The sequence below is a fragment of the Rhodococcus sp. NPDC019647 genome, from assembly GCF_044389235.1.
Lineage (GTDB): Bacteria > Actinomycetota > Actinomycetes > Mycobacteriales > Mycobacteriaceae > Rhodococcus_F > Rhodococcus_F oxybenzonivorans.
On sequence record NZ_JBIRXS010000007.1, the window covers coordinates 1 to 25,043 of the forward strand.

General features: G+C 65.8%; 20 protein-coding genes and 1 rRNA gene. 9 read left to right on the forward strand and 12 right to left on the reverse strand.

The features are described from left to right. Positions 1–220: 220 nt before the first annotated feature. Positions 221–337: ribosomal RNA gene (gene rrf, locus ACH49N_RS15785) — 5S ribosomal RNA — on the forward strand. Positions 338–413: 76 nt separating this feature from the next. On the opposite strand, the gene ACH49N_RS15790 is transcribed toward rrf, so the two are convergent. Continuing rightward, positions 414–2,030 carry a helix-turn-helix domain-containing protein gene (locus tag ACH49N_RS15790; RefSeq protein ID WP_358277763.1) on the reverse strand — a complete coding sequence of 539 codons (1,617 nt, stop codon included), beginning with the start codon at positions 2,028–2,030 and terminating at the stop codon, positions 414–416. A gap of 179 nt (positions 2,031–2,209) precedes the next feature. Between ACH49N_RS15790 and ACH49N_RS15795 the strand changes: the two genes are divergently transcribed. Continuing rightward, complete coding sequence (locus ACH49N_RS15795; RefSeq protein WP_358277809.1) at positions 2,210–2,545, forward strand: UBP-type zinc finger domain-containing protein; 336 nt, start codon at positions 2,210–2,212, stop codon at positions 2,543–2,545. Here ACH49N_RS15795 and ACH49N_RS15800 read toward each other — a convergent pair. Genes ACH49N_RS15800 through ACH49N_RS15810 form a run of 3 tightly spaced genes read right to left on the reverse strand, consistent with a single transcriptional unit; the run spans position 2,511 to position 6,108 of the window. Beyond that, the gene (locus ACH49N_RS15800) at positions 2,511–3,293 is read right to left on the reverse strand and encodes an SWIM zinc finger family protein (protein WP_358277765.1); all 783 of its coding nucleotides are present in this window, start codon (positions 3,291–3,293) and stop codon (positions 2,511–2,513) included. The two genes, ACH49N_RS15795 and ACH49N_RS15800, sit on opposite strands and share 35 nt — an antisense overlap. Beyond that, positions 3,290–4,024, reverse strand: coding sequence for a C-terminal helicase domain-containing protein (locus ACH49N_RS15805; protein WP_358277767.1), 735 nt, complete (start codon positions 4,022–4,024; stop codon positions 3,290–3,292). Before ACH49N_RS15805 ends, ACH49N_RS15800 begins: the two co-directional genes overlap by 4 nt. 32 nt (positions 4,025–4,056) lie before the next feature. Then, entirely contained in the window at positions 4,057–6,108 is a 2,052-nt protein-coding gene (locus ACH49N_RS15810) for an SNF2-related protein (RefSeq protein ID WP_358277769.1), read from the reverse strand. Between the two features lie 125 nt (positions 6,109–6,233). Here ACH49N_RS15810 and ACH49N_RS15815 point away from each other — a divergent pair, with 125 nt between their 5' ends. Continuing rightward, positions 6,234–7,031, forward strand: coding sequence for a TetR/AcrR family transcriptional regulator (locus tag ACH49N_RS15815; RefSeq protein WP_358277771.1), 798 nt, complete (start codon positions 6,234–6,236; stop codon positions 7,029–7,031). On the opposite strand, the gene ACH49N_RS15820 is transcribed toward ACH49N_RS15815, so the two are convergent. After that, positions 6,978–8,573 (reverse strand): adenylate/guanylate cyclase domain-containing protein, encoded by a 1,596-nt coding sequence (locus ACH49N_RS15820; RefSeq protein WP_358277811.1) that lies wholly within the window; start codon positions 8,571–8,573, stop codon positions 6,978–6,980. The two genes, ACH49N_RS15815 and ACH49N_RS15820, sit on opposite strands and share 54 nt — an antisense overlap. A 42-nt stretch (positions 8,574–8,615) precedes the next feature. On the opposite strand from ACH49N_RS15820, the gene nucS reads away from it, so the two are divergent. Both nucS and ACH49N_RS15830 read left to right on the forward strand, forming a co-directional pair. Then, the gene (nucS, locus tag ACH49N_RS15825; RefSeq protein WP_109328727.1) at positions 8,616–9,290 is read left to right on the forward strand and encodes an endonuclease NucS; all 675 of its coding nucleotides are present in this window, start codon (positions 8,616–8,618) and stop codon (positions 9,288–9,290) included. A 16-nt stretch (positions 9,291–9,306) separates the two neighbouring features. Further along, positions 9,307–9,633: an ATP/GTP-binding protein gene (locus ACH49N_RS15830; protein ID WP_358277773.1), complete on the forward strand. Its 327-nt coding sequence runs from the start codon at positions 9,307–9,309 to the stop codon at positions 9,631–9,633. Here ACH49N_RS15830 and ACH49N_RS15835 read toward each other — a convergent pair. Both ACH49N_RS15835 and mce read right to left on the reverse strand, forming a co-directional pair. Continuing rightward, positions 9,630–10,718 carry a hypothetical protein gene (locus ACH49N_RS15835; protein ID WP_250771203.1) on the reverse strand — a complete coding sequence of 363 codons (1,089 nt, stop codon included), beginning with the start codon at positions 10,716–10,718 and terminating at the stop codon, positions 9,630–9,632. The genes ACH49N_RS15830 and ACH49N_RS15835 overlap by 4 nt on opposite strands. A gap of 88 nt (positions 10,719–10,806) precedes the next feature. Continuing rightward, positions 10,807–11,280, reverse strand: a complete 474-nt coding sequence (mce, locus tag ACH49N_RS15840; protein WP_109328733.1) for a methylmalonyl-CoA epimerase — start codon at positions 11,278–11,280, stop codon at positions 10,807–10,809. A 128-nt stretch (positions 11,281–11,408) separates the two neighbouring features. On the opposite strand from mce, the gene ACH49N_RS15845 reads away from it, so the two are divergent. The 3 genes from ACH49N_RS15845 to ACH49N_RS15855 all read left to right on the forward strand — a co-directional run bounded on the left by ACH49N_RS15845 (position 11,409) and on the right by ACH49N_RS15855 (position 14,075). Beyond that, entirely contained in the window at positions 11,409–12,602 is a 1,194-nt protein-coding gene (locus ACH49N_RS15845; protein ID WP_358277776.1) for an acetyl-CoA C-acetyltransferase, read from the forward strand. 64 nt (positions 12,603–12,666) lie between these two features. Then, on the forward strand, positions 12,667–13,038 hold the full coding sequence (locus ACH49N_RS15850; protein ID WP_159921236.1) for a DUF3817 domain-containing protein: 372 nt from the start codon (positions 12,667–12,669) through the stop codon (positions 13,036–13,038). A gap of 131 nt (positions 13,039–13,169) precedes the next feature. Further along, the gene (locus ACH49N_RS15855; RefSeq protein WP_358277778.1) at positions 13,170–14,075 is read left to right on the forward strand and encodes a tetratricopeptide repeat protein; all 906 of its coding nucleotides are present in this window, start codon (positions 13,170–13,172) and stop codon (positions 14,073–14,075) included. A 17-nt stretch (positions 14,076–14,092) separates the two neighbouring features. Here ACH49N_RS15855 and ACH49N_RS15860 read toward each other — a convergent pair whose 3' ends face one another. Genes ACH49N_RS15860 through ACH49N_RS15870 form a run of 3 tightly spaced genes read right to left on the reverse strand, consistent with a single transcriptional unit; the run spans position 14,093 to position 19,771 of the window. After that, positions 14,093–15,508 carry a neutral zinc metallopeptidase gene (locus ACH49N_RS15860; protein WP_358277813.1) on the reverse strand — a complete coding sequence of 472 codons (1,416 nt, stop codon included), beginning with the start codon at positions 15,506–15,508 and terminating at the stop codon, positions 14,093–14,095. A 46-nt stretch (positions 15,509–15,554) separates the two neighbouring features. Beyond that, a complete protein-coding gene (gene glgB / locus ACH49N_RS15865; protein ID WP_358277780.1) occupies positions 15,555–17,753 on the reverse strand; it encodes a 1,4-alpha-glucan branching protein GlgB in 2,199 nt (732 codons plus the stop codon). Beyond that, positions 17,753–19,771 (reverse strand): alpha-1,4-glucan--maltose-1-phosphate maltosyltransferase, encoded by a 2,019-nt coding sequence (locus ACH49N_RS15870; RefSeq protein ID WP_159921240.1) that lies wholly within the window; start codon positions 19,769–19,771, stop codon positions 17,753–17,755. Before ACH49N_RS15870 ends, glgB begins: the two co-directional genes overlap by 1 nt. A gap of 215 nt (positions 19,772–19,986) precedes the next feature. Here ACH49N_RS15870 and glgP point away from each other — a divergent pair, with 215 nt between their 5' ends. After that, positions 19,987–22,587: an alpha-glucan family phosphorylase gene (gene glgP, locus ACH49N_RS15875; protein ID WP_358277782.1), complete on the forward strand. Its 2,601-nt coding sequence runs from the start codon at positions 19,987–19,989 to the stop codon at positions 22,585–22,587. On the opposite strand, the gene ACH49N_RS15880 is transcribed toward glgP, so the two are convergent. Together ACH49N_RS15880 and ACH49N_RS15885 are read right to left on the reverse strand one after the other, a co-directional pair. Continuing rightward, on the reverse strand, positions 22,558–24,108 hold the full coding sequence (locus ACH49N_RS15880) for an anibiotic ABC transporter (protein WP_358277784.1): 1,551 nt from the start codon (positions 24,106–24,108) through the stop codon (positions 22,558–22,560). The genes glgP and ACH49N_RS15880 overlap by 30 nt on opposite strands. Continuing rightward, on the reverse strand, positions 24,105–25,025 hold the full coding sequence (locus ACH49N_RS15885; protein ID WP_358277786.1) for an ABC transporter ATP-binding protein: 921 nt from the start codon (positions 25,023–25,025) through the stop codon (positions 24,105–24,107). Before ACH49N_RS15885 ends, ACH49N_RS15880 begins: the two co-directional genes overlap by 4 nt. Between the last annotated feature and the right edge of the window lie 18 nt (positions 25,026–25,043).

The window sequence follows — 25,043 nt, forward strand, 5'->3', positions numbered from 1 at the left end:
GCCCAGTAATGGGTGTAGGTGACTGGTACTAATAGGCCGAGGACTTACCACAAAGAAGCTACGCGTCCACTGTGCAGTATCTGAAACAACACACACGATTCACCATGTTCTTCGGGGAATCGGGTGCGGGCGAAGCCCCCCACGCTTTTGTGGATGGGTTCCGCGTGCACTCGAAAATTTTTCCCTCCGGAGGACGATGGGTGTGACAGTTTCATAGAGTTACGGCGGCCATAGCGGAGGGGAAACGCCCGGCCCCATTCCGAACCCGGAAGCTAAGCCCTCCAGCGCCGATGGTACTGCACTCGACAGGGTGTGGGAGAGTAGGACACCGCCGAACATCCGTTACCGGAAGCCCCCCAACACCTGTTGGGGGGCTTCCGGCATTCCACCACAAAATTATGGTCCCGTGACCCTCATGATCGGGTAGCGCCGGCGAGTACCTGCAAAGCCCGCGTGGCGAGATGAAGGTTCAACCGGGTATCGACGCTCCGGAGATCACGATCGGTGAGTTCGTGTATACGGGACATGCGGTATCGCAAGGTACTGCGGTGAATTCGGAGAGCGCGAGCGGTTTCGTCGTACTTGCCACCGCAGTCCAGATACTGGGCCAAGGTGGCTGTCATGGTGCTGTGGTGGTCCCGGTCGTAGTCGAGGAGCGGCCCGAGCCATTCCTGAACGAAATTTTCGACGTCGCGTGTCGTCGCGTGCGCGTCGAGGATGCGGTACACGCCCAATTCGTCGAAATGTGCCACGCCCCAGGGCGACAGTGATTGCTTTCGTATTTCCAGAGCTCGTACCGCGTTGCTGTACGACTGAGGTATCTCACTGGGTGACGAACATTCTGATCCGACACCCATCACTCCGCTCGCCGGCCCGAGGGTCTTCTCCACAGTTCGGAACGCTTCAACCGCATCGGTTTTCGACTGTGTAATCGCGGCGACGACCCCCGAACCGTGGTCGCTGCGGTGCATGAGAAGGGCCGCGGAATCGGTCGAGGCGAAGTATCGGTGTAGGGCGTCGGACACGGTATCGGCATTCGTCTCCGAACCCCACTCGACCACCAGAACGCGCTGCGGTTCGTGAAGGTCGTAGCCAAGTGCTTCGGCACGCGAGTAGGCACTGTCGTCGTCGGTTCCAGAGAGAATATCGTCCCCGAGGTCGCGGCTCAACCGTGCCTCGGTCTCCGCCAACGACCGTTCGTGCGCCATCTCGATGGCGAGGACCGTCGCGGCGTGTTCCAGCGCGAACGTGTCCAAGTCCGTCGCCTCGTGTTCTGGGTCGTAGAGGTACACGATCCCCAGCAGAGCTTGACGGGGTCGTACGATCTGCAGGATCCGGTTGTCATCCCGCAGCGGTTTGCCCTCCATAGTGGCTCGGCGCACGACGTCGACTCGATTCCGGCCCCCAATCCGACGATATCGCGGCATCTTTCCAGGACCGGCCCAGACTCGGAGGTTGCCGAATTGGTCCTCGACCCCCACGGGTAGTCCGGTCAGCTGATGGAGGGTATCCGCGATGACCGCTTCGGACGCGCCCGCGAGAGAAAGCCGATCGAGCGTTTCACGGATCCTCGCTTCGGACTGGAGTCGCTCGAGCTGCTCCGACACTGCGGCCAGCTGATCCGTCACTGCGGCCACTTTGTCGGAAGCTTCTCGCACACTGCGTGCCTGCGCTTCTGCGCGCAAGGCGCGGGAGGCGGAACGCAGGGCAGACATGGTGTGCTGAATCAGCAGTTCGAGAAGAGTGACTTCCCTCTGGGTTGGTGGACGAGCGGCCCTGATCATCAGCGCGATGGTGTCGACCGAAGGGTCGTCGAACAGAATGCGCTGACGCCAGAATCCGTCCGCATCTCCTGCCACCGGTTCCACTGTGAACGGTCCCAAGTGACCAAGGGCCTCCCGCATCACGCCGAGGATAATGTCCCGATCACCGGAGTCATGCATGTCCGCTGTGAGTGCCAGAACGGAACAGAGGTCGGATGCCCGAGGAGTGTCGACCACCCTGGGGTCTGGGGATGCTTCCAGATCCATGCCTTGATCTACCCCGGATATCCAGGGTCGAAACCCCCAAGGGTGTGCATCCGTGCCGATTCCCGTCAGACTCTTTCGTTCCGCCGTGACCATGTGGTGCGCGCCCGCAGGCGTCAATCTTGGGGATGAGGGGTGGCGACATGATCCAATCCGATACCTGGCACGATCCTGATCTGAACATGATTCGCGACGTCGTCGCGCATACGTCGGACGGGTGCGAGGGCTGTCTCGAACTCGGCACCCGGTGGGCACACCTGATGCTGTGCCTGACGTGTGGGTACGTCGGCTGTAGTGACTCGTCACCAATGCGCCATGCCAGACACCACGCACAGACCAGCGGGCATCCGATCGCACAGTCTCTGCATCCCGGGGACAACTGGCGCTGGTGCTTCGTGCATGACGTGAAGATCTGTACGCCGTATCCGGCGACCGGGGCGAGGGTCGTCGACCCGAGCGTCGTGCCGGGACTGACGAACGGCGTCAGACAGGATCTCCGTATCGCGAAATCGCAGTGAGCATCGTCGACCAGATGGCGTCTGCGTGAACTTCGGGCGGCGCATCGTCCAGCCAACCTGGGCGCAGTGGGGCGGCCCCCTCGGTAGTGGGCATCGTCGGCAAGTCACCGGGGACGTCAGCGTAGGCGTCGGCGGCCGGCGTAGGCCTCGACGTGGCGGCGAACGAGGAGTCCGAAAGGTTCTCCTGGTGCGATTCGTGCCGCAAGTCGAGCAGTTGCCGACCCTCGCGACCGCGGAGCAGAAACACCAGCAGCGGGTCGTCGTCGAGTATCCACGCGGCCTGGTACAGGACCGCCGAGGCATGTCGGCAAGGCGCGTCCCACTCCTCACACGTGCATGTCGCGTCCGCATCGAACATCGAAGGCAGGAGCGATATGCCGACTGCCGCGAGATCTTCGTGCAGTTCGCGCGGAAGCGTTCCGCTGGACAACTGGGCGATGTGGCCACTCCTCGATCTGAGCGCGGCAGATACCCGCTCCCACTCTGCATCGTCGAGCACATCGACACGAATGCGCACGTGCAGCAGCTCGTCGCTGGAATGCACGTCGGCGGAAAGAAGTCCGGCGGCGAAGGTCAGCGGGCCGACCATTCCGCCGCGGGCATGAGCGCGTCCCTGCTTCAGCGTGTGAGAGTCGAGTGCAGACTGCTCGAGATCGTTCACCCACTGCTGGGCCCACCAGGTCCTACCGCGAGTACGTTTGCCCTTTTGGACCCCGAAGGGGGGAAGTGTCAACGCGGTCGTCGTCACAGAATGCCTCCGAAATGATAGTCGGGGCTCAATGCCACGAATTCGGTGAGTTCTCCGTCGGTCAGTTCGGTGAAGGCGGCGGCACCACGAAGTAGGACCGAGTCCGCGAGCGCTCGTTTGCTGTCGAGCATGCCGGCAATACGTTCCTCGATGGTGCCCGCGGTGATGAAGCGATGGACCACGACCGGCTGGTGCTGGCCGATCCGGTAGGCACGATCGGTTGCTTGGTCTTCGACGGCCGGATTCCACCAGCGATCGAAGTGGACGACGTGATCCGCTCGGGTCAGATTGAGTCCGGTCCCCGCGGCTTTGAGGGACAGAATCAAGACCGGAACGTCGCCATTCTGAAACCGTTCCACCAGTTCTTCCCTGGCAGCTACCGAGGTGCCGCCATGGAGGAATTCGCACTCGATACCGCGGGAGCTCAGGTGCTGCCGCAGAAGTCGCCCCATCGCAGTGAAATGGGTGAAGACCAGCGATCGGCCGTCCTCCGACAGAGTGGTGTCGACCAGGTCGTCGAGGAGGTCGATCTTCTGGGAGCGGCCCCCCAGGGACGTGGGCTGTTGCCCGAGGTACTGCGCTGGGTGGTTGCAGATCTGTTTGAGGCCGGTCAGCAGGGACACGATACCGCCGCGACGCTGTATGCCGTCGCTGCTGTGAATCTGTTCGAGAGCCTCCCGGACGAGCGCTTCGTACAACGCAGCCTGCTCTGGAGTGAGCCTGACATCCACGTCGATTTCGGTTTTCGGCGGAAGCTCCGGGGCTATGCCGGGATCCGACTTCTTTCGGCGTAGACGAACGGTGCGATGAGGCCGGCCAGCTCGCTGGCACGATCCACTCCGTCGCCGCCGCTCGGGTTGTCGTAGCGCCGCTGAAATTGTGCGTATGTGCCGAGGAGACCGGGCGTGACGCCGTCGAGTATCGACCACAGATCGCTGAGTCTGTTCTCCACCGGCGTTCCGGTGAGGGCGACGCGAGCCCGGCCCGTGACAGTGCGCAGAGCTCTCGTGACCGAGGCATTGCGATTCTTCAGATGCTGGGCCTCGTCCGCGACGACGAGTCCCCACCCGGTCGCGGCGAGGGCGCCGGCGTCGAGCCGCATCGTCGCATACGTGGTCAGCACGACCGCGTCGGCGCTGTCCGTGACGTACTCACTCGGCGCTGATCGTCTCGGGCCGTGATGGATGAAGACTCTCGTATCCGGGGCGAAGCGTTCGATCTCGCGGCGCCAGTTGCCCAACAAGGATGCGGGGCAGACGACGAGGGAGGGTCCCGAGGTCTCGACTTCCTGCTGACGGTGGACGTGAAGTGCTATGAGGGTCAACGTCTTACCGAGTCCCATGTCGTCGGCCAGGCAAGCCCCCAGCCCGCGGGAGGTGAGCGCCGCAAGCCATCGGAAGCCGGCAAGTTGGTAGTCCCGCAGTTGTGCGCGCAGCGCGGCCGGCACCGGCACGTCGAGGGCGATCTTGTCGGTGAGTTCTCGGGCCGTGCGGGCGAGTGATCCGTAGGTATCGACACGACACTCTCCCTCGCCGCGGCCGGTTCGGCCTGTCAACGAGGCGCGTAGTGCCTCGACCATCGGCATCGTGCCGGTTCGCCGCTGCAGGGTCTTCCGCACGAGCGCCGAGTCGGCGACGACGTAGCGATTACGCAGTCGCACCACGGCGCGTTCGGAAGCAACCAGCTTCTCCATGTCCTCCCGGGTGAGCACCTCGTCGCCGATCGCCACCCGCCAGTCGAACCGGAAGGCGTGGTCACCACTGAACGCGGTGGGCCCCTCACTCACCGCGGACTCGCCCAGAACCATGCGGGTCGATGTCTGCGTCATCAGCTCCCGCGGCCAGTGGATCTCGATGCCTTCATCGCGCAGACGAGCGCCGGCGTCACCGGCAAGTGATGCGACGTCGTTGTCGTCGAGCCTGATCCGATCCGGCGCCTCGGAACGCAGGAGATCCTCGAGCGGTGTCCACCGAAGCGCGGCACGACGGAGAGCTTCGAGTACCGCAATCCGCGGGTCGACCATGAACGCGGACTCCGCCATGCTCGGATGACGCCAGAGATCCACGGCGTCGCAGACGATTCCGGGCCTGTCCACCCCATGCACCTGGAGAGTGGCGTCGAAATCGCTGTCCACCAGATCGACGGTTCCCATGGCCGGAACAGGATCGATGCGCAGGGACAGAGCCACGGTCGTGGGTGCGTGGGAGGCGGTCCAGGCCCTGAGTCGGGGAACGCCGACAGTGTTCCATCCCAGATACGGTAAGGCGTCGGACTCGGCGGGGGCGCACACCCTGGGAAGCGCATCGAGGACGGACGTCACAAAGCCGCGCACCACCTCCGACGCAGCCGGAAGCAGGACCGCCCTCGCGTCCTCGGACAGTTCACCCGAGGGGATCGCGCGGGCCTCGGGTGGAAGGGCAGCGGCAAGGCTGCTGAGGTGGCGTTGCTCGTCCGTGTCGAGGACGCCGAGTCGCCACACGTCCTGTCCGCTCGCGGTCACGGACGGAAGAATCGAACCCTTCGCGAGATACCCGACGGCGGTCCGACCGCAGGCGGCGAAGAAGGCGACCGACCGGTGGACCTCGGCCTCGGCCGGCAGGGCCAAGAGAATGGGGAGCGCGTCGCGCAGGGACACTCGCCGCGTCGGAAGGCTGGCTACCGCATGCTCGCCGACGGCGAGGCGCGTGTACGAGTCCGAGTTCGGGGGAGGGGCACCCTTTGGTTCGTCGTTCCAGAAGACAAGGTGTGCGTTCCGCGGAACTTCGGCGGGTACGAACGTGGCCGCGTAGCTCGTGAGAGCCGGTTCTACTGTCACAACTTCACCCTTCCCAGCGGCGTGCAGGCGACATCGCCCCTCATACCAGCGCCTCATGCGGTACGTCGTACGTCAACGACGCGGTGATCCCTCGAGTTCCCGAGACGTCATGGGAAGATTCCGGCATGGCTGGAATCGCGACACCACAGGGCGGCGACCCGGCTCGAACCATGGAGTTGCTGTGGGGCGGTGGCAGTGCGCCCGTGTCGCGGCCCCGTCGGGGACATGCGGCGCTGAACCTCGACCGCATCGTCGACGTCGCGATCGGCCTCGCCGACGCGGAGGGACTCGATGCTGTCTCGATGCGCCGCCTCGCAGCTGAGCTCGGAGCCGGGGCGATGTCGCTGTACACGCACGTTCCCGGCAAGGTGGAACTGGTCGATGTGATGACCGACCGGGTGCTGTCCACCCTCCACGCCGCCCCTGACGGCAGCGCCGACCCGGTCGCAGCGTGGCGGAATCGGCTCGCCGCGGCAGCACGCGGCTATTTCGAGCTTCTCCGCGCCCATCCGTGGATGCTGAACGTCGTCACACTCAGCCGGCCGGTGCTGGGACCCGGAGCTATGGCGAAGTACGAGCGCGAGCTGGCTGCGGTCGAAGGGCTCGGACTCTCAGACCTCGAGATGGACTCCGTGGTGACCCTGGTCGACAGTTTCGCGGTAGGCGCCGCGCGGGCCGCCGCCGAAGCGGCAGCACTGGCTGCTCGGGGAGACGCCGACAGCGAATGGTGGCGCAGCGTTGCGCCGCATTTCGAGAAGGTGTTCGACCCCGACCGCTTTCCGCTTGCCGCCCGAGTCGGGGCCTCGGCCGGCGAACACCACAACGCCGCCTTCGCCCCCGACCATGCCTTCGAATTCGGTCTCGCCCGCCTACTCGACGGAATCGGCGCCCTGATCCGAAACGGTGGACGCTCCCTCGAGTAGCGCCGTGGGAACAGCCAGCCGGGTGGGTTCCACGCGACCACGAAGAGTCACGCTGTCGGTGAGGGTCCACTGCCGCCGTTCGTCCTCGCCCGCTTCGTCGGTGGCACGCTGGGACGCCACAAGCCGTCCGGGGACGTTCTTGGCCAACTCGGACAGACGCGCCGCTTCATTGACGGGATCGCCGATCACCGTGTACTCGAATCGTTCGTGCGCGCCGATGTTGCCCGCGACCGCGCGCCCGGTCGCAACTCCGATGCCCGCCTCGCACTCGCGGACCTCGGCGGCGAGCCGTTTGCGCAGAGCACGAGCGGCGGACAGTGCTGCACCCGCATGATCGTCGAGCGCGACCGGTGCACCGAAGATGGCAAGCGCGGCATCACCTTCGAATTTGTTGACGAACCCGCATCGGCGGTCCACCTCGTCGACCACGACATTGAAGAATCGATTGAGTAACTCGACAACCTCCGCGGGGGAGCGGGTGGCGGTCAAGGTGGTCGATCCGATGATGTCGACGAAGAGCACGGATACATCCCGCTCCTCACCGCCCAGCTCCGGCCGGTGGCGAAGCGCATTGCTCGCAACCTCCTGCCCGACGTGTCGCCCGAAGAGATCGCGGATCTTCTCGCGCTCGCGCAGGCCCTCGGCCATGCGGTTGAAGCCGGTCTGCAGCTCGCCCAGTTCGGTGCCGTCGTACACGATCACCTCGGCGTCCAGCTTCCCGTCGGCGACCTCGGCCATCCCCAACTGCACCGAACGGATCGGAGCCTCGGTGGCCCGCACACTGATCACGACGAGCAGCAGGCCGAAACAGAGGATTACACCACCGAGCGCGAGGATCGATACCGCAAGGCTGGTGGGACTGGCGTAGCGAATGAAACTGAACACAGCGATGAGCATCAGTCCGAGCAGTGGCACTCCGGTTCCGAGGACCCAGGCGAGCACGGTTCGACCGGTGATACCCAGGGTCCGGCGGGTCCGCGGTTCCCCTGAACTCAGCGCCCGGGCCGCGACGGGGCGCAGGGCGAATTCGGTGAGTAGATAGCAGAACGCGCAGATGGTTATTCCGGCAAAGGCAACGGTGAATGCCACTTTGGGGATTGTTTGCGGGTTGATGATGCCGTACAGCGCGGTGAAGAACACCCATCCCAGCCCCCACAGGGCCGCCTGGACTCGCGTCAGCCGCCACGGTGCCCGGAACGCAGCTGCACGGTCGCTCTCGGTGGGGTTCCGGTCGACTGTGGACCATCGAAGGTCGGAGACGATCCGCCGAGTGCCCCACGTCACCCCGATCAACACTGCTGTCAGCACGAATACAGGGACCGCGACGAAATTGGCGAGCATGAATTCACCGGACCACACGCTCGGCCCTGGGACGACCACGCTGATGAGCAGACACGCAATCAGTGCCCCGATGAGGTTGGTGACCACCAACGGAGCGGTGAGCAGTAATTGGACGCGGACGCGGCGGCGGCGCGGGCTTTCATCCGGCGATCCGAGCAACCACGACCCCAGCGGGGCGACAGATCTGCGAGGGCGGCGCATAGTCATTCGAGACTAGTCGGCGCGATCCCTTAGGGTGATCGAGTGCGCCTAGTGATTGCCAGATGCCGAGTCGACTACGTAGGCCGCTTGACGGCACATCTTCCCACTGCGCGTCGTCTGTTGCTGATCAAGGCCGACGGATCGGTGAGCATTCATGCCGACGACCGCGCCTACAAGCCGCTCAACTGGATGAGCCCGCCGTGCTGGCTCGTCGAAGGAGCCGCAGACGACGGCGGAGCACTGTGGGTTGTCACCAACAAGGCCGGTGAGGAACTACGCATCACGATCGAGGACATCGAGCACGATTCCAGCCACGAGCTCGGGGTCGATCCCGGGCTCGTCAAGGACGGCGTCGAAGCGCACCTGCAGGAACTGCTTGCCGAACACGTCGAAACCCTCGGCACCGGATACACCCTCGTGCGTCGGGAATACATGACGGCCATCGGCCCGGTCGACCTCCTGTGCCGCAACGCCGATGGCGCGTCCGTCGCCGTCGAGATCAAGCGCAGAGGTGACATCGACGGAGTCGAACAGTTGACGCGGTACCTCGAACTTCTCAACCGGGACCCCTTGCTCGCGCCCGTGAGCGGAGTCTTCGCCGCCCAACAGATCAAGCCTCAAGCGAAAACTCTTGCCACGGACCGCGGGATCCGATGCTTGGTGCTCGACTACGAAGCGCTCCGGGGCACCGAGAGCACCGAGTTCCGGCTTTTCTGAGGCCTAGGCTGGATTCGTGCCCCGTCGCAAACCCCAACCCAGGAACACGCGCCGAGGTGCGTCCAATGCGAACCGCGACGAAGCCGGGTTCGGCGATGCACTGACACGCCGGGAATCGGGCCCCGGCGGGTACAGCGAGGAGGACTACGTCGTGCGCACAATCCCGGGGTCACGCGCCACCAAGACCTACCGGTGCCCGGGCTGCGATCACGACATCCGGCCGGGGGTACCCCATCTCGTGACGTGGCCCGCGGAATACGGCGGGGCCGATGACCGGCGGCACTGGCACACCGGGTGCTGGTCGGGACGCAGCACCCGGGGCCTTACGCGCCGGTGGTCCTAGCTGCCCGTCTTGACCGTCCGCTGATCCGCCGAGTCGGCGTTCGATTCCTCGTCGACCGCCGACAGGACTGCGGTGTCGGCGTCGGCATCCGAGTGATCGTCTGCCTTGTCGTCGGACTCGACCCGAGCTGAGGTGGACTCGTTTCGCGCGGGAGCGTTCTTCTGCGCAGACCGGGAGTCGTTGCTCTCGTTGGAGCGTGCGTTCGACTGCGGGGCGGTCTCGGGGTGGGCGTCCAGTAGTTCGCTCTCTCGGTTGACGGACGCCAGCATGGCGGGAACCGAATCGAGCTGACCGCGAATGCCCAGCAGCTGAGCGAGGATTCGGCCGCGGAGTACGCGAAGCTCCTCGGCAAGTTCCTTGGCGTGGGCGATCTTGCGCTCCGACTGGTCGGTGGCCGCCTGCAGCCTGCGCTCCGCCTCGTGCGTGGCGTCGGCGAGCCGTCGCTGAGCTTCGGCCTTGCTGGTCGCCTCGAGTTCGTTGACCGCGGCAATCGTCTTCTGCCTGCGCTCGGACATGGAGAGGTCGAAATCTTCCTGCACCTGCGCCCGGCGCAGATCGGCCTCGGCCGCGAGGCGGTCACGCTCGGCCTGCGCCGCCTCGACGATGCGCGCCGCCTCGGTGCGGGCTTTGGCCATGGTCTGCGTGTGCTCGGTCTCGAGGGCGCTACGACGGTCCTCGAGTTCGGCGACCAGCGACTCGTACTGGCCACGAAGCTGAGCGGCCTCCTGCTCGGCGATCGAGATCATCTCCGCAGCATCGGCCTCCGCCTTGGCGCGCACCTCCGAGGCTTCGTCGGACGCCAGGCGGAGCATCCGCGAGATGCGGTCGCTCATACCCTCCGCGGTAGTGGGGGGAACGGACAGGCGATCGACGTCCTTGCGGAGCTCGTCGATCTCGTCCCGCGCATCGTCGAGCTGCTTCGCGAGATCGCGTGCCTGCGCCGCCGCCGCGTCCCGGTCGGCCGCCGTCACGCGCAACTCTGCATCGAAACGCTCGAAGTAGTTGCGCACCTCGTCCCGGTCGAAGCCCTTACGCGCCACGGAGAACGGAAGGGGGATCGAACCGCGGTCCTGCTCGTTTACCATGGCCGCCAATCTACCTGGGCAAAGCCATGCTTGTCTCTCGGCCTACCTGGCCTTCACCGCTCCGGCGCAGGCCACCGGGCCTACAGCATCAGTGGCCTGACGACGGCTCCACGAGCTCGATGAGGACTCCGCCGGCATCTTTGGGATGGACGAAGTTGATCCGCGAGTCCGCGGTCCCGCGGCGGGGAGCGTCGTAGAGGAGGCGTACGCCACGATCGCGGAGCTGCGCGGAGAGGGCGTCGATGTCGGTGACGCGGTACGCCAACTGCTGGAGACCGGGACCGCTCCGATCGATGAACTTGGCGATGGTCGAGCTCTCGTTCAGCGGGGCGAGCAGCTGCAGCGCGGTGCTGCCCTCAGGCGCGCCGACGACGCTGAGCATCGCCTCGCGCACGCCCTGCTCCTCGTTCACTTCCTCATGGGTCGACACCATGCCGAGATGCTCCGCGTACCACGCGATGGCCGAATCGAGGTCGGGAACGGCGATACCGACGTGGTCGATGGCGGTCACCAGGTCCGAAGACAGCGGCGACGGGGGCTGAGAGGGGGAGGTCTGTGTCATACCCTCGACGTTAGCGCTACCGTTTCTGTAGTTCTCGTCGGGATGTGACTTCCGTCGTGCTGTGCACGCAGACGTGTTCGCCCGGACGTGATCGGCCGACAGAAATCGAAGGATCCGCGGAGGAAAACGTGACCAGTTCTGTGATTGTTGCCGGGGCCCGTACGCCGATGGGTCGGTTGATGGGTTCGTTGAAGGATTTCTCGGGTTCGGATCTGGGTGGGATCGCGATCAAGGGTGCGCTGGAGAGGGCGGGGGTGGCGCCGGATCAGGTGGAGTACGTGATCATGGGTCAGGTCCTGACGGCGGGGGCGGGGCAGATGCCGGCGCGGCAGGCGGCGGTCGCGGCCGGGATTCCGATGGATGTGCCGGCGTTGACGGTGAACAAGGTGTGTTTGTCGGGGATCGATGCGATCGCGTTGGCGGATCAGTTGATCCGGGCGGGGGAGTTCGAGGTGGTTGTTGCCGGTGGGCAGGAGTCGATGTCGCGGGCGCCGCATCTGCTGGAGAAGTCGCGGGAGGGGTTCAAGTACGGCGATGTGACGATGCGCGATCACATGGCGTTCGACGGGTTGCACGACATTTTCACCGATCAGGCCATGGGAAATCTGACGGAGGCGCGGAACAAGTCCGACAGTGTCCCGGTCAGCCGCGAAGATCAGGACGCGTTCGCGGCGGCGTCGCACCAGAACGCGGCCCGGGCGTGGAAGGACGGGTTGTTCGACGACGAGGTGGTGCCGGTGTCGATCCCGCAGCGCAAGGGCGATCCGGTGGTCTTCGCTGCCGACGAAGGGGTGCGCGCCGACACCACGATCGACACGTTGGCAAAGTTGCGTCCGGCCTTCGCGAAGGACGGGACGGTCACGGCCGGGTCCGCGTCGCAAATTTCCGACGGTGCGGCGGCTGTGGTCGTGATGAGCAAGGCCAAGGCCGAGGAGTTGGGTCTCGAGTGGCTGGCCGAGATCGGCCCGCACGGCGTGGTTGCGGGTATGGACTCGACGTTGCAGTCGCAGCCGGCGCGGGCGATCGCGAAGGCGTGCGCGAAGGAGGGCATCGACCCGAAGGATCTCGACCTCGTCGAGATCAACGAGGCCTTCGCGGCTGTCGGGATCGTCTCGACCCGTGAGCTGGGGCTGGATCCGGCGAAGGTCAACGTCAATGGCGGGGCGATCGCTGTGGGGCATCCGCTGGGCATGTCCGGGGCGCGGATCACCCTGCATCTGGCCCTCGAGCTGCAGCGCCGCGGCGGCGGTGTGGGTGTGGCCGCGCTGTGCGGCGGCGGCGGTCAGGGTGACGCCCTGATCGTCCGCGTCCCCAAGAAGTAGATGGGCGACGGGCCGTGGTGGTGTATCTCACACCACTACGGACCGTCGTAGATAGTCGGGCACAATGGTCGCCATGGCGAACGTCTTCGATCTCAGCACCACGGCCAAGCGCTTCCGATTTGTCGCAATTCTGGAAGCAATCACCTGGCTCGGCCTCCTCATCGGTATGGCTTTCAAGTATCTGCCCGCCGACGGCAACGAGATCGGTGTGAAGATCTTCGGCCCCCTCCACGGGGGTGTATTCGTCCTGTACGTCTTGATCGCGCTGTGGACGGCACGCAAGCTGAGCTGGTCTCTGCTCACCACGTTCTGGGCGCTCGTTGCCAGCATTCCCCCCTTCGGCACGGTCGTGTTCGAGGTCTGGGCCGTTCGCGCCGGTCGCATGGCTGAACTGTCCGACGAGAGCGCAGCGAAGAACACGCCTTCGCTCGTCTGAGGCCGTAGGAGGTCGCGCCTCCCTCGGGTCGTGTGCCCGCTTTCCGGTACGCCCACGAATCGTGACAAACTGGGTGCGTGACTCGACCAGGTTCTCGTCCTCCCGCGCGTTCCTCTGCAGTGGCCGCCGCCATGACCGGCGCAGTCGATCTGTCAGCACTCAAGGAGCGCGCCACCACCCCGCCCCCTGCACCCTCCGGAAACGGAGCCGCGCCGTCGGCCGCCGGTTCCGGACTCGCCCCGGTCGTCGAGGTCACCGAGGCCAACTTCGAAGCCGAGGTGCTCGTCCGGTCCCAGCAGGTCCCGGTCGTTGTCGACCTCTGGGCCACCTGGTGTGAGCCGTGCAAGCAACTCTCGCCGCTGCTCGAGAAGTTGGCTCACGAGGCGGGTGGCACCTGGGTGCTTGCCAAGGTCGACGTCGATGCCAACCCGCGCATCGCCCAGGCATTCGGGGTCCAGTCGGTCCCGACGGTCGTCGCCATCGCGGCGGGGCAGCCCCTGGCGGACTTCCAGGGTGTGCAGCCCGAACCGCAACTGCGTCAGTGGCTGGCCGCCATTGCGCAGGCAGTCGCCGGAAAGCTCAGCGGCCCTCCGTCGGATGGCGCAGACGCCGACCAGCCGGAACCGGAGGACCCCCGCTTCGTTGCTGCCGAGGCAGCCCTCGACGAAGGCGATTTGGCCGGCGCAGAAGCCGCATTCCAGCGCATCCTCGACGAGGAACCCGCCAACGCCGAAGCGCAGGGTGCGCTGCGGCAGGTTCGTTTCCTCGCCCGCGTGCAATCGGTGGATCCCTCTGCCGTCGCGGCGGCGGATGCGGCGCCCGACGATATCGATGCTCAGCTGCAGGCCGCCGACGTGGAGCTCTACTCGCAGGCGCCGGAAGCTGCTTTCGCCCGGTTGATCGGTGTGATTGCCCGGAGCGCCGGCGACGACAAGACGAGGGTCCGTACCCGCCTGGTCGAGCTGTTCGAATTGTTCGACCCTGCCGAACCGGTGGTCATGGCGGCACGCAGGAAACTCGCGGCCGCGCTGTACTGACCGGTGCTCTGGGCCGGTCAGCGGTAGCGTCCCTCGCAAGCCTGCTCGCCGCCCAGCACCCCGGTGCGGAAGGCGTCGACCCGGGAGAACCCACTCGGGACGGTCTCGCCGTTGACATCGCTGGCGGCGAGTCCGTCGGTGAGCAGCCCCGACACTGCCTCGTCGAGGTCGCCGGGGGAAAGCCACACACTGCCCTCCTCCAGGGTGGCCGGATTTTCCGGACTCAGCGCCGTGGTGATGACGCCGGACAAACAGGCGGCGCGCAGAGCTGTCTGCGGTGAATGCAGGTCGTCTCCACGGTCCTTCTGCAGGGCCAGGGTGTACCGCGACGCCAGCAGAACGTATGCGTTGTAGTCGCCGGTCAGATCGGTCTGGAACAGCTCACGCCGGCCCAGCCGGCCCGGTGTGCCACGCTCGGCAAGGGCATCGACACTGACGCCGATGGTGTTGCTCGCCGGACAGAACGACACCGGCTCGGTGACCTCGGCGTCTCTGCAACCGAGGTCCGCGCCGTCGAAGTTCAGCTCCGGCGGATCGCTGAGGTCGAAGATCTGCTGGAACGACGTGAAGAACGCCTCCAGCGACTCCTCGGTGACGGGTAGTTCACCGTCGTCGGATTCATCGGCGAAGAACTGAGGGAGGTCGGCACGGCGAGAATCGATCTCCTTCTCGTCGATGCGCGTACAGGGTGCGGGGCCGTCGGTGAATCCGATCTGCGTGGCGGTGACCCGCTCGAACGCCGAACCGTGAACATTGCCGGGGTCGCTGGGATCGGTATCGCCGATCGCGACCGCCGACGCCAGCACCTTGTTCAACCCGTCGGAGGTGTTCAACGTGAAGTGGGGTGACTTGTCTTCCGCGATGTGCCGCATGAATGCCCCGCCGAAGCAGTCGGCCTGCTGCTCGCGCACGATGCCCCCGCCCACCTCGACCTCGGCGATTCCCGCCTTGGTCTGAACGGCATGCCCGTACTCGTGGGCGAGGACGAATACCGCGGCCACCACACCGAACTTCTCCACGACCTCGGGTAGGAGGAGCGCGCGGTCCCAGCCGATGGTGTGGTCGGTGCTGCAATACCCGGCATTGAGCAATTCTTCGGTGCTGTCCCCGCAGAACCGCGGACCGTCCGATTCCCGGGGGTCCCAAGAAATCAGTTCTTCGACTGGTTCGAAGTCGCGATGGAACAGAGCGGGGAACTGGGTGCGCCAGTAGGACTCGATGTCGCTGACAGCATTGGCGACCATCGTGTCGATCTCGCTGCCGTCGGTACCGGTGACGGGAAGGTCGGCGTCCGGCACCCCCTTCCGGGCGCCACTCGGCCCGGACGTGGCGTCCAGACCGGCGACCTTGAAAGGATCGTCGTAGATGGAGGCGGCGTCACCGTCGATCGATCGCGCGCAGCCGCACAGTACGACCAGGGCGAGCACACCCATACCCACGACCCACTGCCGACGTCTGGTCAACAACGCCGTGCTCTCATCAACGCTCCAGACTCATCCAGATCGCGCCGTTGGCCGGCAATGCCACCTCGGCAGAGGCGGGCCGCCCGTGCCATGGCTGCGAAGTTGCCGTCACTGCCCCGAGATTTCCCCAACCCGACCCCCCATAGATTTCGGCGTCGGTATTGAGAATCTCACGCCATGTGCCCAGTTCGGGCAAGCCCACTCTATAACTGCCGTGTGGCGTACCCGAGAAATTGAACAGACACGCCACGATCGAACCGTCGGTGCCGTAGCGGAGGAAGCTCAGAACGTTGTTCGCGGTGTCATTGGCATCAATCCACGAATAGCCGCCCGGGGACGTATCGAGCGTCCACAGCGCCGGATGCGCCCTGTAAGTGGCATTGAGATCGCTGATCAGTTTCAGGAGACCGCCGTGCAAGCGTCCGGTGTGGGGATCGTCGATCTCGTGCCAGTCGAGGCTGCGCTCTTCCGACCACTCCCGCGTCTGGCCGAACTCCTGCCCCATGAACAGCAGTTGCTTGCCGGGGTGCGCCCACATGTACGCCAGCAGAGACCGGACACCCGCAGCTTTCGCATAGTCGTCACCTGGCATCCGAGTCCACAACGTGCCCTTGCCGTGCACAACCTCGTCGTGGCTGATGGGCAACAGATAATTCTCACTCCACGCATAGACGAGCGAGAAGGTGATCTCGTGGTGGTGATAGCTCCGATGGACGGGATCGTGACCGAGATACCCGAGGGTGTCGTGCATCCAGCCCATGTTCCATTTCATGTTGAATCCGAGACCGCCGATGTTCGTCGGGCGGGTGACACCGGGCCACGCCGTCGACTCCTCGGCAATCGTGACGACCCCAGAATGGTGCTTGTGGACCGTCGCGTTCATTTCCTGAAGGAAGTCGACTGCTTCGAGATTCTCCCGGCCACCGTGGATGTTGGGCGTCCAGCCACCTTCCGGTCGCGAGTAGTCGAGGTAGAGCATCGACGCCACCGCATCGACGCGGAGCCCGTCCACGTGGAACTCGTCGAGCCAGAACAGGGCATTGGCAACGAGGAAATTACGGACCTCGCGTCTGCCGAAGTCGAAGACGTAGGTTCCCCAGTCGAGCTGCTCACCGCGCCGGGGATCGCCGTGCTCGTACAGCGGGGTGCCGTCGAAACGGGCGAGCGCCCACTCGTCCTTCGGGAAATGGGCAGGTACCCAGTCGACGATTACGCCGATCCCCGACTTGTGGAGGCGGTCGACGAACCACCGGAAATCGTCGGGGGAGCCGAAACGCGACGTGGGCGCGTAGTACGACGTCACCTGGTAACCCCAGGATCCACCGAACGGGTGCTCGGCGACCGGCAGCAACTCCACGTGGGTGAAACCGCACTCGGTGACATAGGTGGCCAATTCCTCGGCCATGTCGCGGTAGCTCAACCCGGGACGCCACGAGCCGAGATGCACTTCGTACACACTCATCGGCGATTGTGTCGGGTCGGTGCTCGCCCGCTGCTCGAGCCACTCGGCGTCATCCCATTCGTGCGTACTGATCGCCACGCGGGACGCTGTCGCCGGCGGCACCTCGGTGGCGAACGCCATGGGGTCCGCCTTGTCCCGCACGCTTCCGTCACGGCCGTGGACGCGGAACTTGTACAGCTCGCCGACCTCGATACCGGGAATGAACAGCTCCCAGACACCGGTGGAGCCGAGCACCCGCATGGGAAAGGTCTCGCCGCCCCAGCCGTCGAAGCTGCCGATCACGCTGACCCCACGGGCAGCGGGTGCCCAGACGGCAAACGACGTGCCGGTCACCGTTCCGTCCGGGGTGTCGTACGAGCGTCGGTGCGCCCCCAGAACTTCCCACAGGCGCTCGTGCCTGCCCTCCCCGAAGAGGTGCAGATCGAGCTCACCGAGGGTCGGCAGGAAGCGGTAGCCGTCCGCCGCGAGGTCGGTGTGGCCGCCCGGCCACGTCGTCGACACCCGGTAATCGATCAGGTCACGGTAGGGAACCAGCGCTCCCCACATACCGTGCGCGATGTGCTCGAGTGGGAAGCTCTTTCCGCCGATCACCGCTTCGACGGACTCCGCCCGCGGGCGCAGAACACGGATGACCGTGCCGTCGGGGTGGGGGTGTGCCCCGAGGACAGAATGCGGGTTGTGGTGAATGCACCGCGCCAGCAGATCCAGATCGGCGTCGTCGGGTGCGATTGCAGTGGGCGGTTGGACGGCCACTATGTACCTCCGCGGTATGCCAGCTTCGTCCTGGCCGGATAGGGAATGGACGGCAGAGCCAGAATATGGGCCACCGAACGCCAGGGCTCGAGACGTACGAAGTTCGCCTGCCCCCAGTGGTATTGCTCCCCGGTGACCTCGTCGAGCACGGGTAGGTGGTCGTGCCAGTCACGTCCGAGTGCCGGCATGTCGAGCCACACCGTTCCCTGCTCGGCGCCGAACGGATTGAGGTTGATCACCGTCAGCACGGCGTCACCCGTGGTCGCGTCGAACTTCGAATATGCGATGAGTGCATCGTTGTCGACGTGATGGAAGTGCAGGTTTCGTAGCTGCTGCAACGCCGGGTGCTGACGGCGGATGCGGTTGAGCGCGGTGAGCCATGGTTCGAGGGACTCACCGCGGGCGGCGGCACCTTCGAAATCCCGGGGGCGCAGCTGGTACTTCTCCGAGTCGAGATACTCCTCACTCCCCGGACGCACCGGAAGGTGCTCGTACAGTTCGTAACCCGAGTAGACGCCCCACGTCGGTGACAGAGTCGCGGCCAGTGCGGCGCGCAACGCGAACATGCCGGGACCACCGGTTTGCAGGCTCTCGTGCAGGATGTCCGGGGTGTTGACGAAGAGGTTGGGCCGCGCCTCGTCGGCCTTCGCTGCGATCTCCTTGCCGAATTCGGTCAACTCCCATTTGGCCGTTCGCCACGTGAAATACGTGTACGACTGCGTGAACCCGCGCCGGGCCAGTCCGTACAGTCGCGCCGGCCGGGTGAATGCCTCGGACAGGAACAACACGTCCGGATCGGTCTTCTTGACCTCCGCGATCAGCCACTCCCAGAAGTCCGGTGGCTTGGTATGCGGATTGTCGACCCGGAAGATCTTCACCCCCGCGGCGATCCAGTGCCGCACCACACGCAGGACCTCCGCGTAGATGCCGTCCTTGTCGTTGTCGAAGTTGACCGGATAGATGTCCTGGTATTTCTTCGGCGGGTTCTCCGCGTAGGCGATGGTGCCGTCCGGAAGGACCGTGAACCATTCCGGATGGTCCCGCGCCCACGGATGGTCGGGCGCGCACTGCAGCGCGAGGTCGATGGCGACTTCGAGGTCGAGTGCGCGCGCCGCAGCGACGAACGCCTCGAAATCCTGCATCGTTCCGAGCTCCGGATGTATCGCGTCGTGACCGCCTTCGGCCGATCCGATCGCCCACGGCGAGCCCGGGTCGTCCGGCCCGGGAGTCAGCGTGTTGTTGGGTCCCTTGCGGTTGATCACGCCGATCGGGTGGATGGGCGGCAGGTACACGACGTCGAAGCCCATGGCCGCGATCCGGGGCAGCGCGGCGGCCGAGGTGGCGAAGGTGCCGTGCCGGGGCTTCCCGTTCTCGTCCCAGCCTCCCGTCGACCGGGGGAAGAATTCGTACCACGACCCGAAGAGCGCCCGTGTGCGGTCGACGAGGACACTGTGCGCTTCACTTCTGGTCACCAGATCACGTAAGGGATGCGCCCGCAAAAGTTCGGCGACGTCCGAACCGAATGCCGGGGCGACCCGCTCGCCGAGCGGATGCTCGGACCGCAACGATGCGGCGACACCGATCAGCCGCGAACGGTCGTTCCGCGGGACACCCTTGGCGGCACGCTCGAACAGCCGGGCGCCGTTCTCCAGATCGTTGGCCAGCTCGGACGGCCCCTGCCCGACCGAGAGCTTGGCCTCCACGGCATGCTTCCAGGTGGTGATCGGGTCGCTCCACGCCTCGATACGGAAGGTCCACATTCCTTCACTGGTGGGCGTGAAGGAACCGTCGACGGTGTCAGGCGCAGGTCCAGGGTTCATGGGAATGCGAAAGGTCGCCGATCCGCCGGATGATGCAGTACGGGGTCCTCGCACCGCGAGAGTGGCGGCCACGGCATCGTGCCCCTCCCGCCACACCTTCGCCCGCACGGGAAATACCTCACCGACAACAGCCTTGGCAGGGTAACGCCCGCCCGAGATGTCGGGCATCACGTCGTCGATGCCGAGTCGACCTGTCACACTGGGCTCCGTTCCATAGTCGGAAGTTGCCGACGACGCTTCGTTCCGCCGCCGGTTTCAACCGTAATGGAGCAGACCGGTCCCTGTCCCAGTTGGCGACAGCGCCCCGCGGGAGGGGCTTGGAGACTGGGCCGCGCGCCGCGGCAGGTCGGCCGAACTCGCTCGCATCCCGCGACACGACACCACCCGGCCGGAAGTGCATTATTGTTCGCGAAGTGAAAGCCTTGCGTCGGTTCACTGTCCGAGCCCACCTTCCCGAGCGTCTCGCCGCGCTCGGCCCGCTGTCGACGAATCTCCGCTGGTCGTGGCATACGGCCACGCAAGAGCTCTTTTCGCTGCTGGACGAGGACCTGTGGCGGCGCGTGCAGTACGACCCCATCCGGATGCTCGGTGAAGTCGAGCCGGCTCGCTTGGACGAGCTGGCCGAGGACGTCCCCTTCCTCGCCCGCCTCGACGCCGCCGCCGCCGATCTCGACCAGTACCTGTCCCGGCCGCGCTGGTACCAGAATCAGCAGGCGAAAGGCGTTTCGCTCGGTGGTGGGATCGCCTACTTCTCAATGGAGTTCGGTGTCAGCGAAGTGCTGCCCAATTACTCCGGCGGGCTGGGCATTCTTGCCGGTGATCACCTGAAGGCGGCGTCCGATCTGGGTCTTCCGCTGATCGGTGTGGGCCTGCTGTACCGATCGGGGTACTTCCGGCAGTCGCTGACCGCGGACGGCTGGCAGTCCGAGCACTACCCGGCCTACGACCCGCAGGGATTGCCGCTGCGTTTGCTGACGGAGTCGGGTCCGGACGCCGGAACTGCCTCTCCCATCCTCGTTCACGTTGCGGTGCCCGGTGGCCGAGTGTTGCGCGCCCGGGTATGGATCGCTCAGGTGGGCCGGGTACCGCTGCTGCTGCTCGACTCCGACATCGCCGAGAACGACGCCGAGATGCGTGGGGTCACGGACAGGCTGTACGGCGGCGACCAGGATCACCGGATCAAGCAGGAAATCCTGGCCGGTATCGGAGGGGTCCGCGCGGTGCGGGCATACACTCAGGCGTACGGTCTGCCCGATCCCTTGGTCTTCCACATGAACGAAGGACACGCCGGGTTCCTCGGACTCGAGCGAATCCGCGAGTTGGTGACCGGTGCGGGACTTGCTTTCGACGAAGCACTGGCCACCGTGCGCGCGGGCACCGTCTTCACGACGCATACGCCTGTTCCGGCCGGAATCGACAGATTCCCCGCGGACCTGGTCCGGCACTACTTCGGCGGGGACAACGCCGAGAACGAATCTGCGCTGCTCCCCGGGCTGACGATGGATCGCATCATTGGCCTCGGCAGCGAGCCGGATCCGTCGGTATTCAACATGGCGCACATGGGTCTGCGCCTCGGCCAGCGTGCCAACGGAGTGTCGAAACTGCACGGAATCGTCAGTCGCGCCATGTTCCGGCCACTGTGGCCGAACTTCGACGCCGACGAGGTCCCGATCGGTTCGGTGACCAACGGTGTCCACGCCCCCACCTGGGCGGCACCGGAATGGGTCGATCTCGCCACCCGCATCCTCGGACCCGAGCTGGTGGAGGAGGCCAAGGGGTGGGAACGATTGCAAGAACTGTCCGCCGACGAGCTGTGGTCCACGCGCAACAGCCTCCGCACCAAACTGGTCGAGGAGGTACGACGACGCGTGCGGGCGTCCTGGATCGAGCGCGGCGCAACCTCCGCAGAATTGGGATGGACCGACCAAGTCTTCGATCCGGGTGTCCTCACCGTCGGCTTCGCCCGCCGGGTCCCCACGTACAAGCGGCTCACCCTGATGCTGCGCGATCCCGACCGGCTGCGCGCACTGCTCCTCGACGAGAAGCGGCCGGTCCAGCTGGTGGTCGCGGGGAAGAGTCACCCGGCTGACGACGGGGGCAAGGCTCTCATCCAGCAGATCGTGCGGTTCGCCGACGCAGCGGACGTGCGGCATCGGATCGTGTTCCTGCCCGACTACGACATGTCGATGGCCCGGTATCTGTATTGGGGTTGCGACGTGTGGCTCAACAATCCGCTGCGCCCACTGGAGGCCTGCGGGACGTCGGGGATGAAATCTGCGTTGAACGGTGGACTGAACCTGTCGATCCGGGACGGGTGGTGGGACGAGATGTTCGACGGCGAGAACGGCTGGGCCATCCCGACCGCGGACGGGGTCGTCGACGAGGCGCGCCGGGACGACCTGGAAGCCAGCGCACTGTACGAACTGCTCGAGCGGGCAGTGCTGCCGAGGTTCTACGACCGCGGTCCGGACGGTTTGCCCGTGCACTGGGTAGAGATGGTCCGGCACACCCTGCAGAACTTGGGCCCCAAGGTGCTGGCCTCGCGAATGGTGCGTGACTACGCCGTCCAGTACTACGCGCCTGCAGCGGATTCGGCGCGTACGGTGGCGGCCGACGGTTACGCGGGCGCCCGCGAGCTGGCCGAGTTCCGGCATCGCGTCGAGGCCGCCTGGCCGTCGGTTGCGGTGTTGCAGGTGGACGGCGAGGGACTTCCCGACACCCCGGAGATCGGCGCCAACCTGGTGCTGCGCGCCCATATCCGACTCGGTGCGTTGTCCGTCGAGGATGTCACCGTGCAGGCCGTCATCGGAAAGACGGATCTGGACGAGGAGCTCAGCGACATCGTCACCGTTCCGATGACGCACGACGGGTCCGACGGTGCCACGGAATTGTTCGTCGCAGACACCCCCCTTCCGCTGTCGGGGTCCGTCGGCTACACGGTGCGAGTGCTCCCGAAGCACAGGCTGCTCGTCGACCCCTCAGAGCTAGGCCTGGTGGCGGTTCCGAGTATGTAGCTGGCGGCGGCCGACGTCCCGGTGGCGGAAACCGGCGGCGCCGGCGAGAACCAGGACAGTCGCGGACACGAGAAGCACGAACGGCGGGAGCAAGGACGCGGCCGGCAGGTTCGGAGTGTGGTGGAACGGAGACAGCACCCCGAACCTCTCCGGAAGCACATGGGTGAACAGTGCGGCGACCAGAACGTAACCGAGGTACGACCACAACAGAGGCAACGCCCGCGGGACGAGCCCGTACACGGCTGCGCCCAGGCCGACCATCAGGAACAGTGCGGGTAGGACGTTCAGAGCAGCCCCGATTGGAGCGGCCGAGGTGAGGCTCGATCCGATGCCCGCGGCCAGAGTGATCGTGGCGGCCGCACCGGCGATGATCAGCACATGGCTCGCGAACCACCTCGTGCGCGACCCCGCTGCGGCCACGGCCTCGTCGGTCCTGCCGGATGATTCCTGCACGGATATCGATGTGAACGCAGCCACGGCGTACGCCGCGGCCAGTCCCGCCAGAATTACCAGGTGATGAGCCGATACCTCGTCGACGGTCGTGCGTGCGGGCAGCACCTTCCCGTGTTGACCGAGGATTCCCAGGGGGAGCGACAGCGCGAATACTCCCAGACCCCACACGAGGGCCTGAGCTTGCAGACCTCGTGCTGCCAGAGCCGTAATTGCCGCGCGGGACGGGGCTGCTCGAGCGTGACCGCGCCGGGGTGGGAACAGTCCGGAACCGACGTCACGCTGGTCGACGGCGGCGTACGCGCCCGCCGCGAAGACCACTGAGGCGGCGAGTCCGATCAGCAGTGGCCACCATCGGTCGTCGACGTAGGCACGGGTTGCTTGTGACCATCCGAGCGGCGACACCCAGGTGAGAAGGCTGCCACTGTGCTCGTGCCGGACATCGCCCACTGCGCGGAGCGCAACGGCGACGCCGATCGCGGCGATGCCGGCACCGCTCGCCGTGCGGGCATGCTCGGTGAACTGGGATGCGAGCGCGGAGAACGCCGTGAACACGAGACCCACCACCAGGACCCCGGCCGACATGGTGAGTGACCCGACCGGCGGAAGCCCCACCGCCAGAAGTCCGATCACGAGAAGCAGACCGACGAAGACGTTGGCGAGCGCAGCGGAAATCAGACCGGCCGTGATACTTGCATAGCGTCCGACGACACCGGTATGCACCAACTCGAGGCGTCCGCACTCCTCTTCGCCGCGTAGATGTCGGGTCACGAGCAGCACGGACATGACGGCTGCCGCCACCATCGCCATCCCGGCGACCTCGTTGGCCACCATCGCGCCGAGCGTGTAGTGGTCCAGTCCGTATCCGGGACCGGCGAGGGCTGTCGCGGCGGGGGAGGAGAATAGCGCGGCCCGGGCCTGCCGGGCAACGGCGGTCGGGTAGGTCGTCGAGCAACTCCACGCAACGAGGACGGTGAGCCCGACGATGGCGACCGTCCACACGGGAAGTCGAACCCGGTCGGTTCGGACCGCCAGTTCGGCGAGAACCCCGGTGCCGCTCAGCCGGCTCACCGGGACTGTCCGCCGGCCAGTACCTTGGCCTCCTCGCGGTTCTCGCGACGGAACACGTCCTCGAGTGTCGGCGGGTTCGCGACGATCGAGACGATCCCCAACCCGGTCAGGGTGGTGAGAACCGGATCGAGTTGTTCCGGGTCGACGTCGAAGGTGACCGTGTGGGGGTCGTCGCCGCCGCGCAGATTGTGGACTCCCGGCACATGGCCGATGGGGTGCGGTCGAATTCGAGTGGTGGCGGTGACGGTGGTTCGGTGACACCGGCGCAGATCCGACAGCTTCCCCGCCTGCACGGTGCGGCCGGCGCGAACAATGGTGACGGCGCTACACAGAGTGTCGATCTCGGCGAGGCTGTGGCCCGACAACAACACCGTGCCTCCGCAGGCCGCGAACTCGGCGACGCACTCTCGAAAGACCGCTGCGAGCATCGGATCCAGCGCGGACGTCGGTTCGTCGAGGACGAGCAGTTCGGCCTCGGCGGCGAGCGCCGCCACGAGTGCGATCTTCTGGCGATCACCTTTCGAATAGGTGCGGCTCTTGCGCGTCGGGTCGAGACCGAAACGTTCGATCAGCGATCGACATCGGGTCGGGTCGAGGCCGCCGCGGAGCCGGCCGAGGACGTCGATCGCTTGCCCGCCCGTGAGGCCGGGCCAGAGCGTCACCTCGCCCGGCACGTACGCGACGCGCCTGTGTAAGGAGACCGAGTTCCGCCACGGATCCCGACCGAGCACCCTGGCCGTGCCACCGCCGGGGCGGAGCAATCCGAGCAGTATCCGGATCGTGGTGGTCTTGCCGGAACCGCCGGGTCCCAGCAGACCGTGCACCTCGCCGGGCTGCACTGTCAGATCGAGGCCGTCGAGGGCGAGGACGTCACCGAATTTTTTGGTCAGTGCTCGGACGGAGATCGCTGAGGCCATCGGACGAGCATAGGTGTG

What these genes read in the sequence shown, in the direction of transcription:
- ACH49N_RS15850 (WP_159921236.1), top strand. Translation starts at nt 12,667, where the DNA reads ATGGTCGCCATGGCGAACGTCTTCGATCTCAGCACCACGGCCAAGCGC.
- ACH49N_RS15860 (WP_358277813.1), bottom strand. Translation starts at nt 15,508, where the DNA reads ATGGGTGTGCTCGCCCTGGTCGTACTGTGCGGCTGCGCGCGATCGATC.
- ACH49N_RS15885 (WP_358277786.1), bottom strand. Translation starts at nt 25,025, where the DNA reads ATGGCCTCAGCGATCTCCGTCCGAGCACTGACCAAAAAATTCGGTGAC.
- ACH49N_RS15815 (WP_358277771.1), top strand. Translation starts at nt 6,234, where the DNA reads ATGGCTGGAATCGCGACACCACAGGGCGGCGACCCGGCTCGAACCATG.
- mce (WP_109328733.1), bottom strand. Translation starts at nt 11,280, where the DNA reads ATGACACAGACCTCCCCCTCTCAGCCCCCGTCGCCGCTGTCTTCGGAC.
- ACH49N_RS15820 (WP_358277811.1), bottom strand. Translation starts at nt 8,573, where the DNA reads ATGCGCCGCCCTCGCAGATCTGTCGCCCCGCTGGGGTCGTGGTTGCTC.
- ACH49N_RS15855 (WP_358277778.1), top strand. Translation starts at nt 13,170, where the DNA reads ATGACCGGCGCAGTCGATCTGTCAGCACTCAAGGAGCGCGCCACCACC.
- ACH49N_RS15835 (WP_250771203.1), bottom strand. Translation starts at nt 10,718, where the DNA reads ATGGTAAACGAGCAGGACCGCGGTTCGATCCCCCTTCCGTTCTCCGTG.
- ACH49N_RS15790 (WP_358277763.1), bottom strand. Translation starts at nt 2,030, where the DNA reads ATGGATCTGGAAGCATCCCCAGACCCCAGGGTGGTCGACACTCCTCGG.
- ACH49N_RS15795 (WP_358277809.1), top strand. Translation starts at nt 2,210, where the DNA reads ATGATTCGCGACGTCGTCGCGCATACGTCGGACGGGTGCGAGGGCTGT.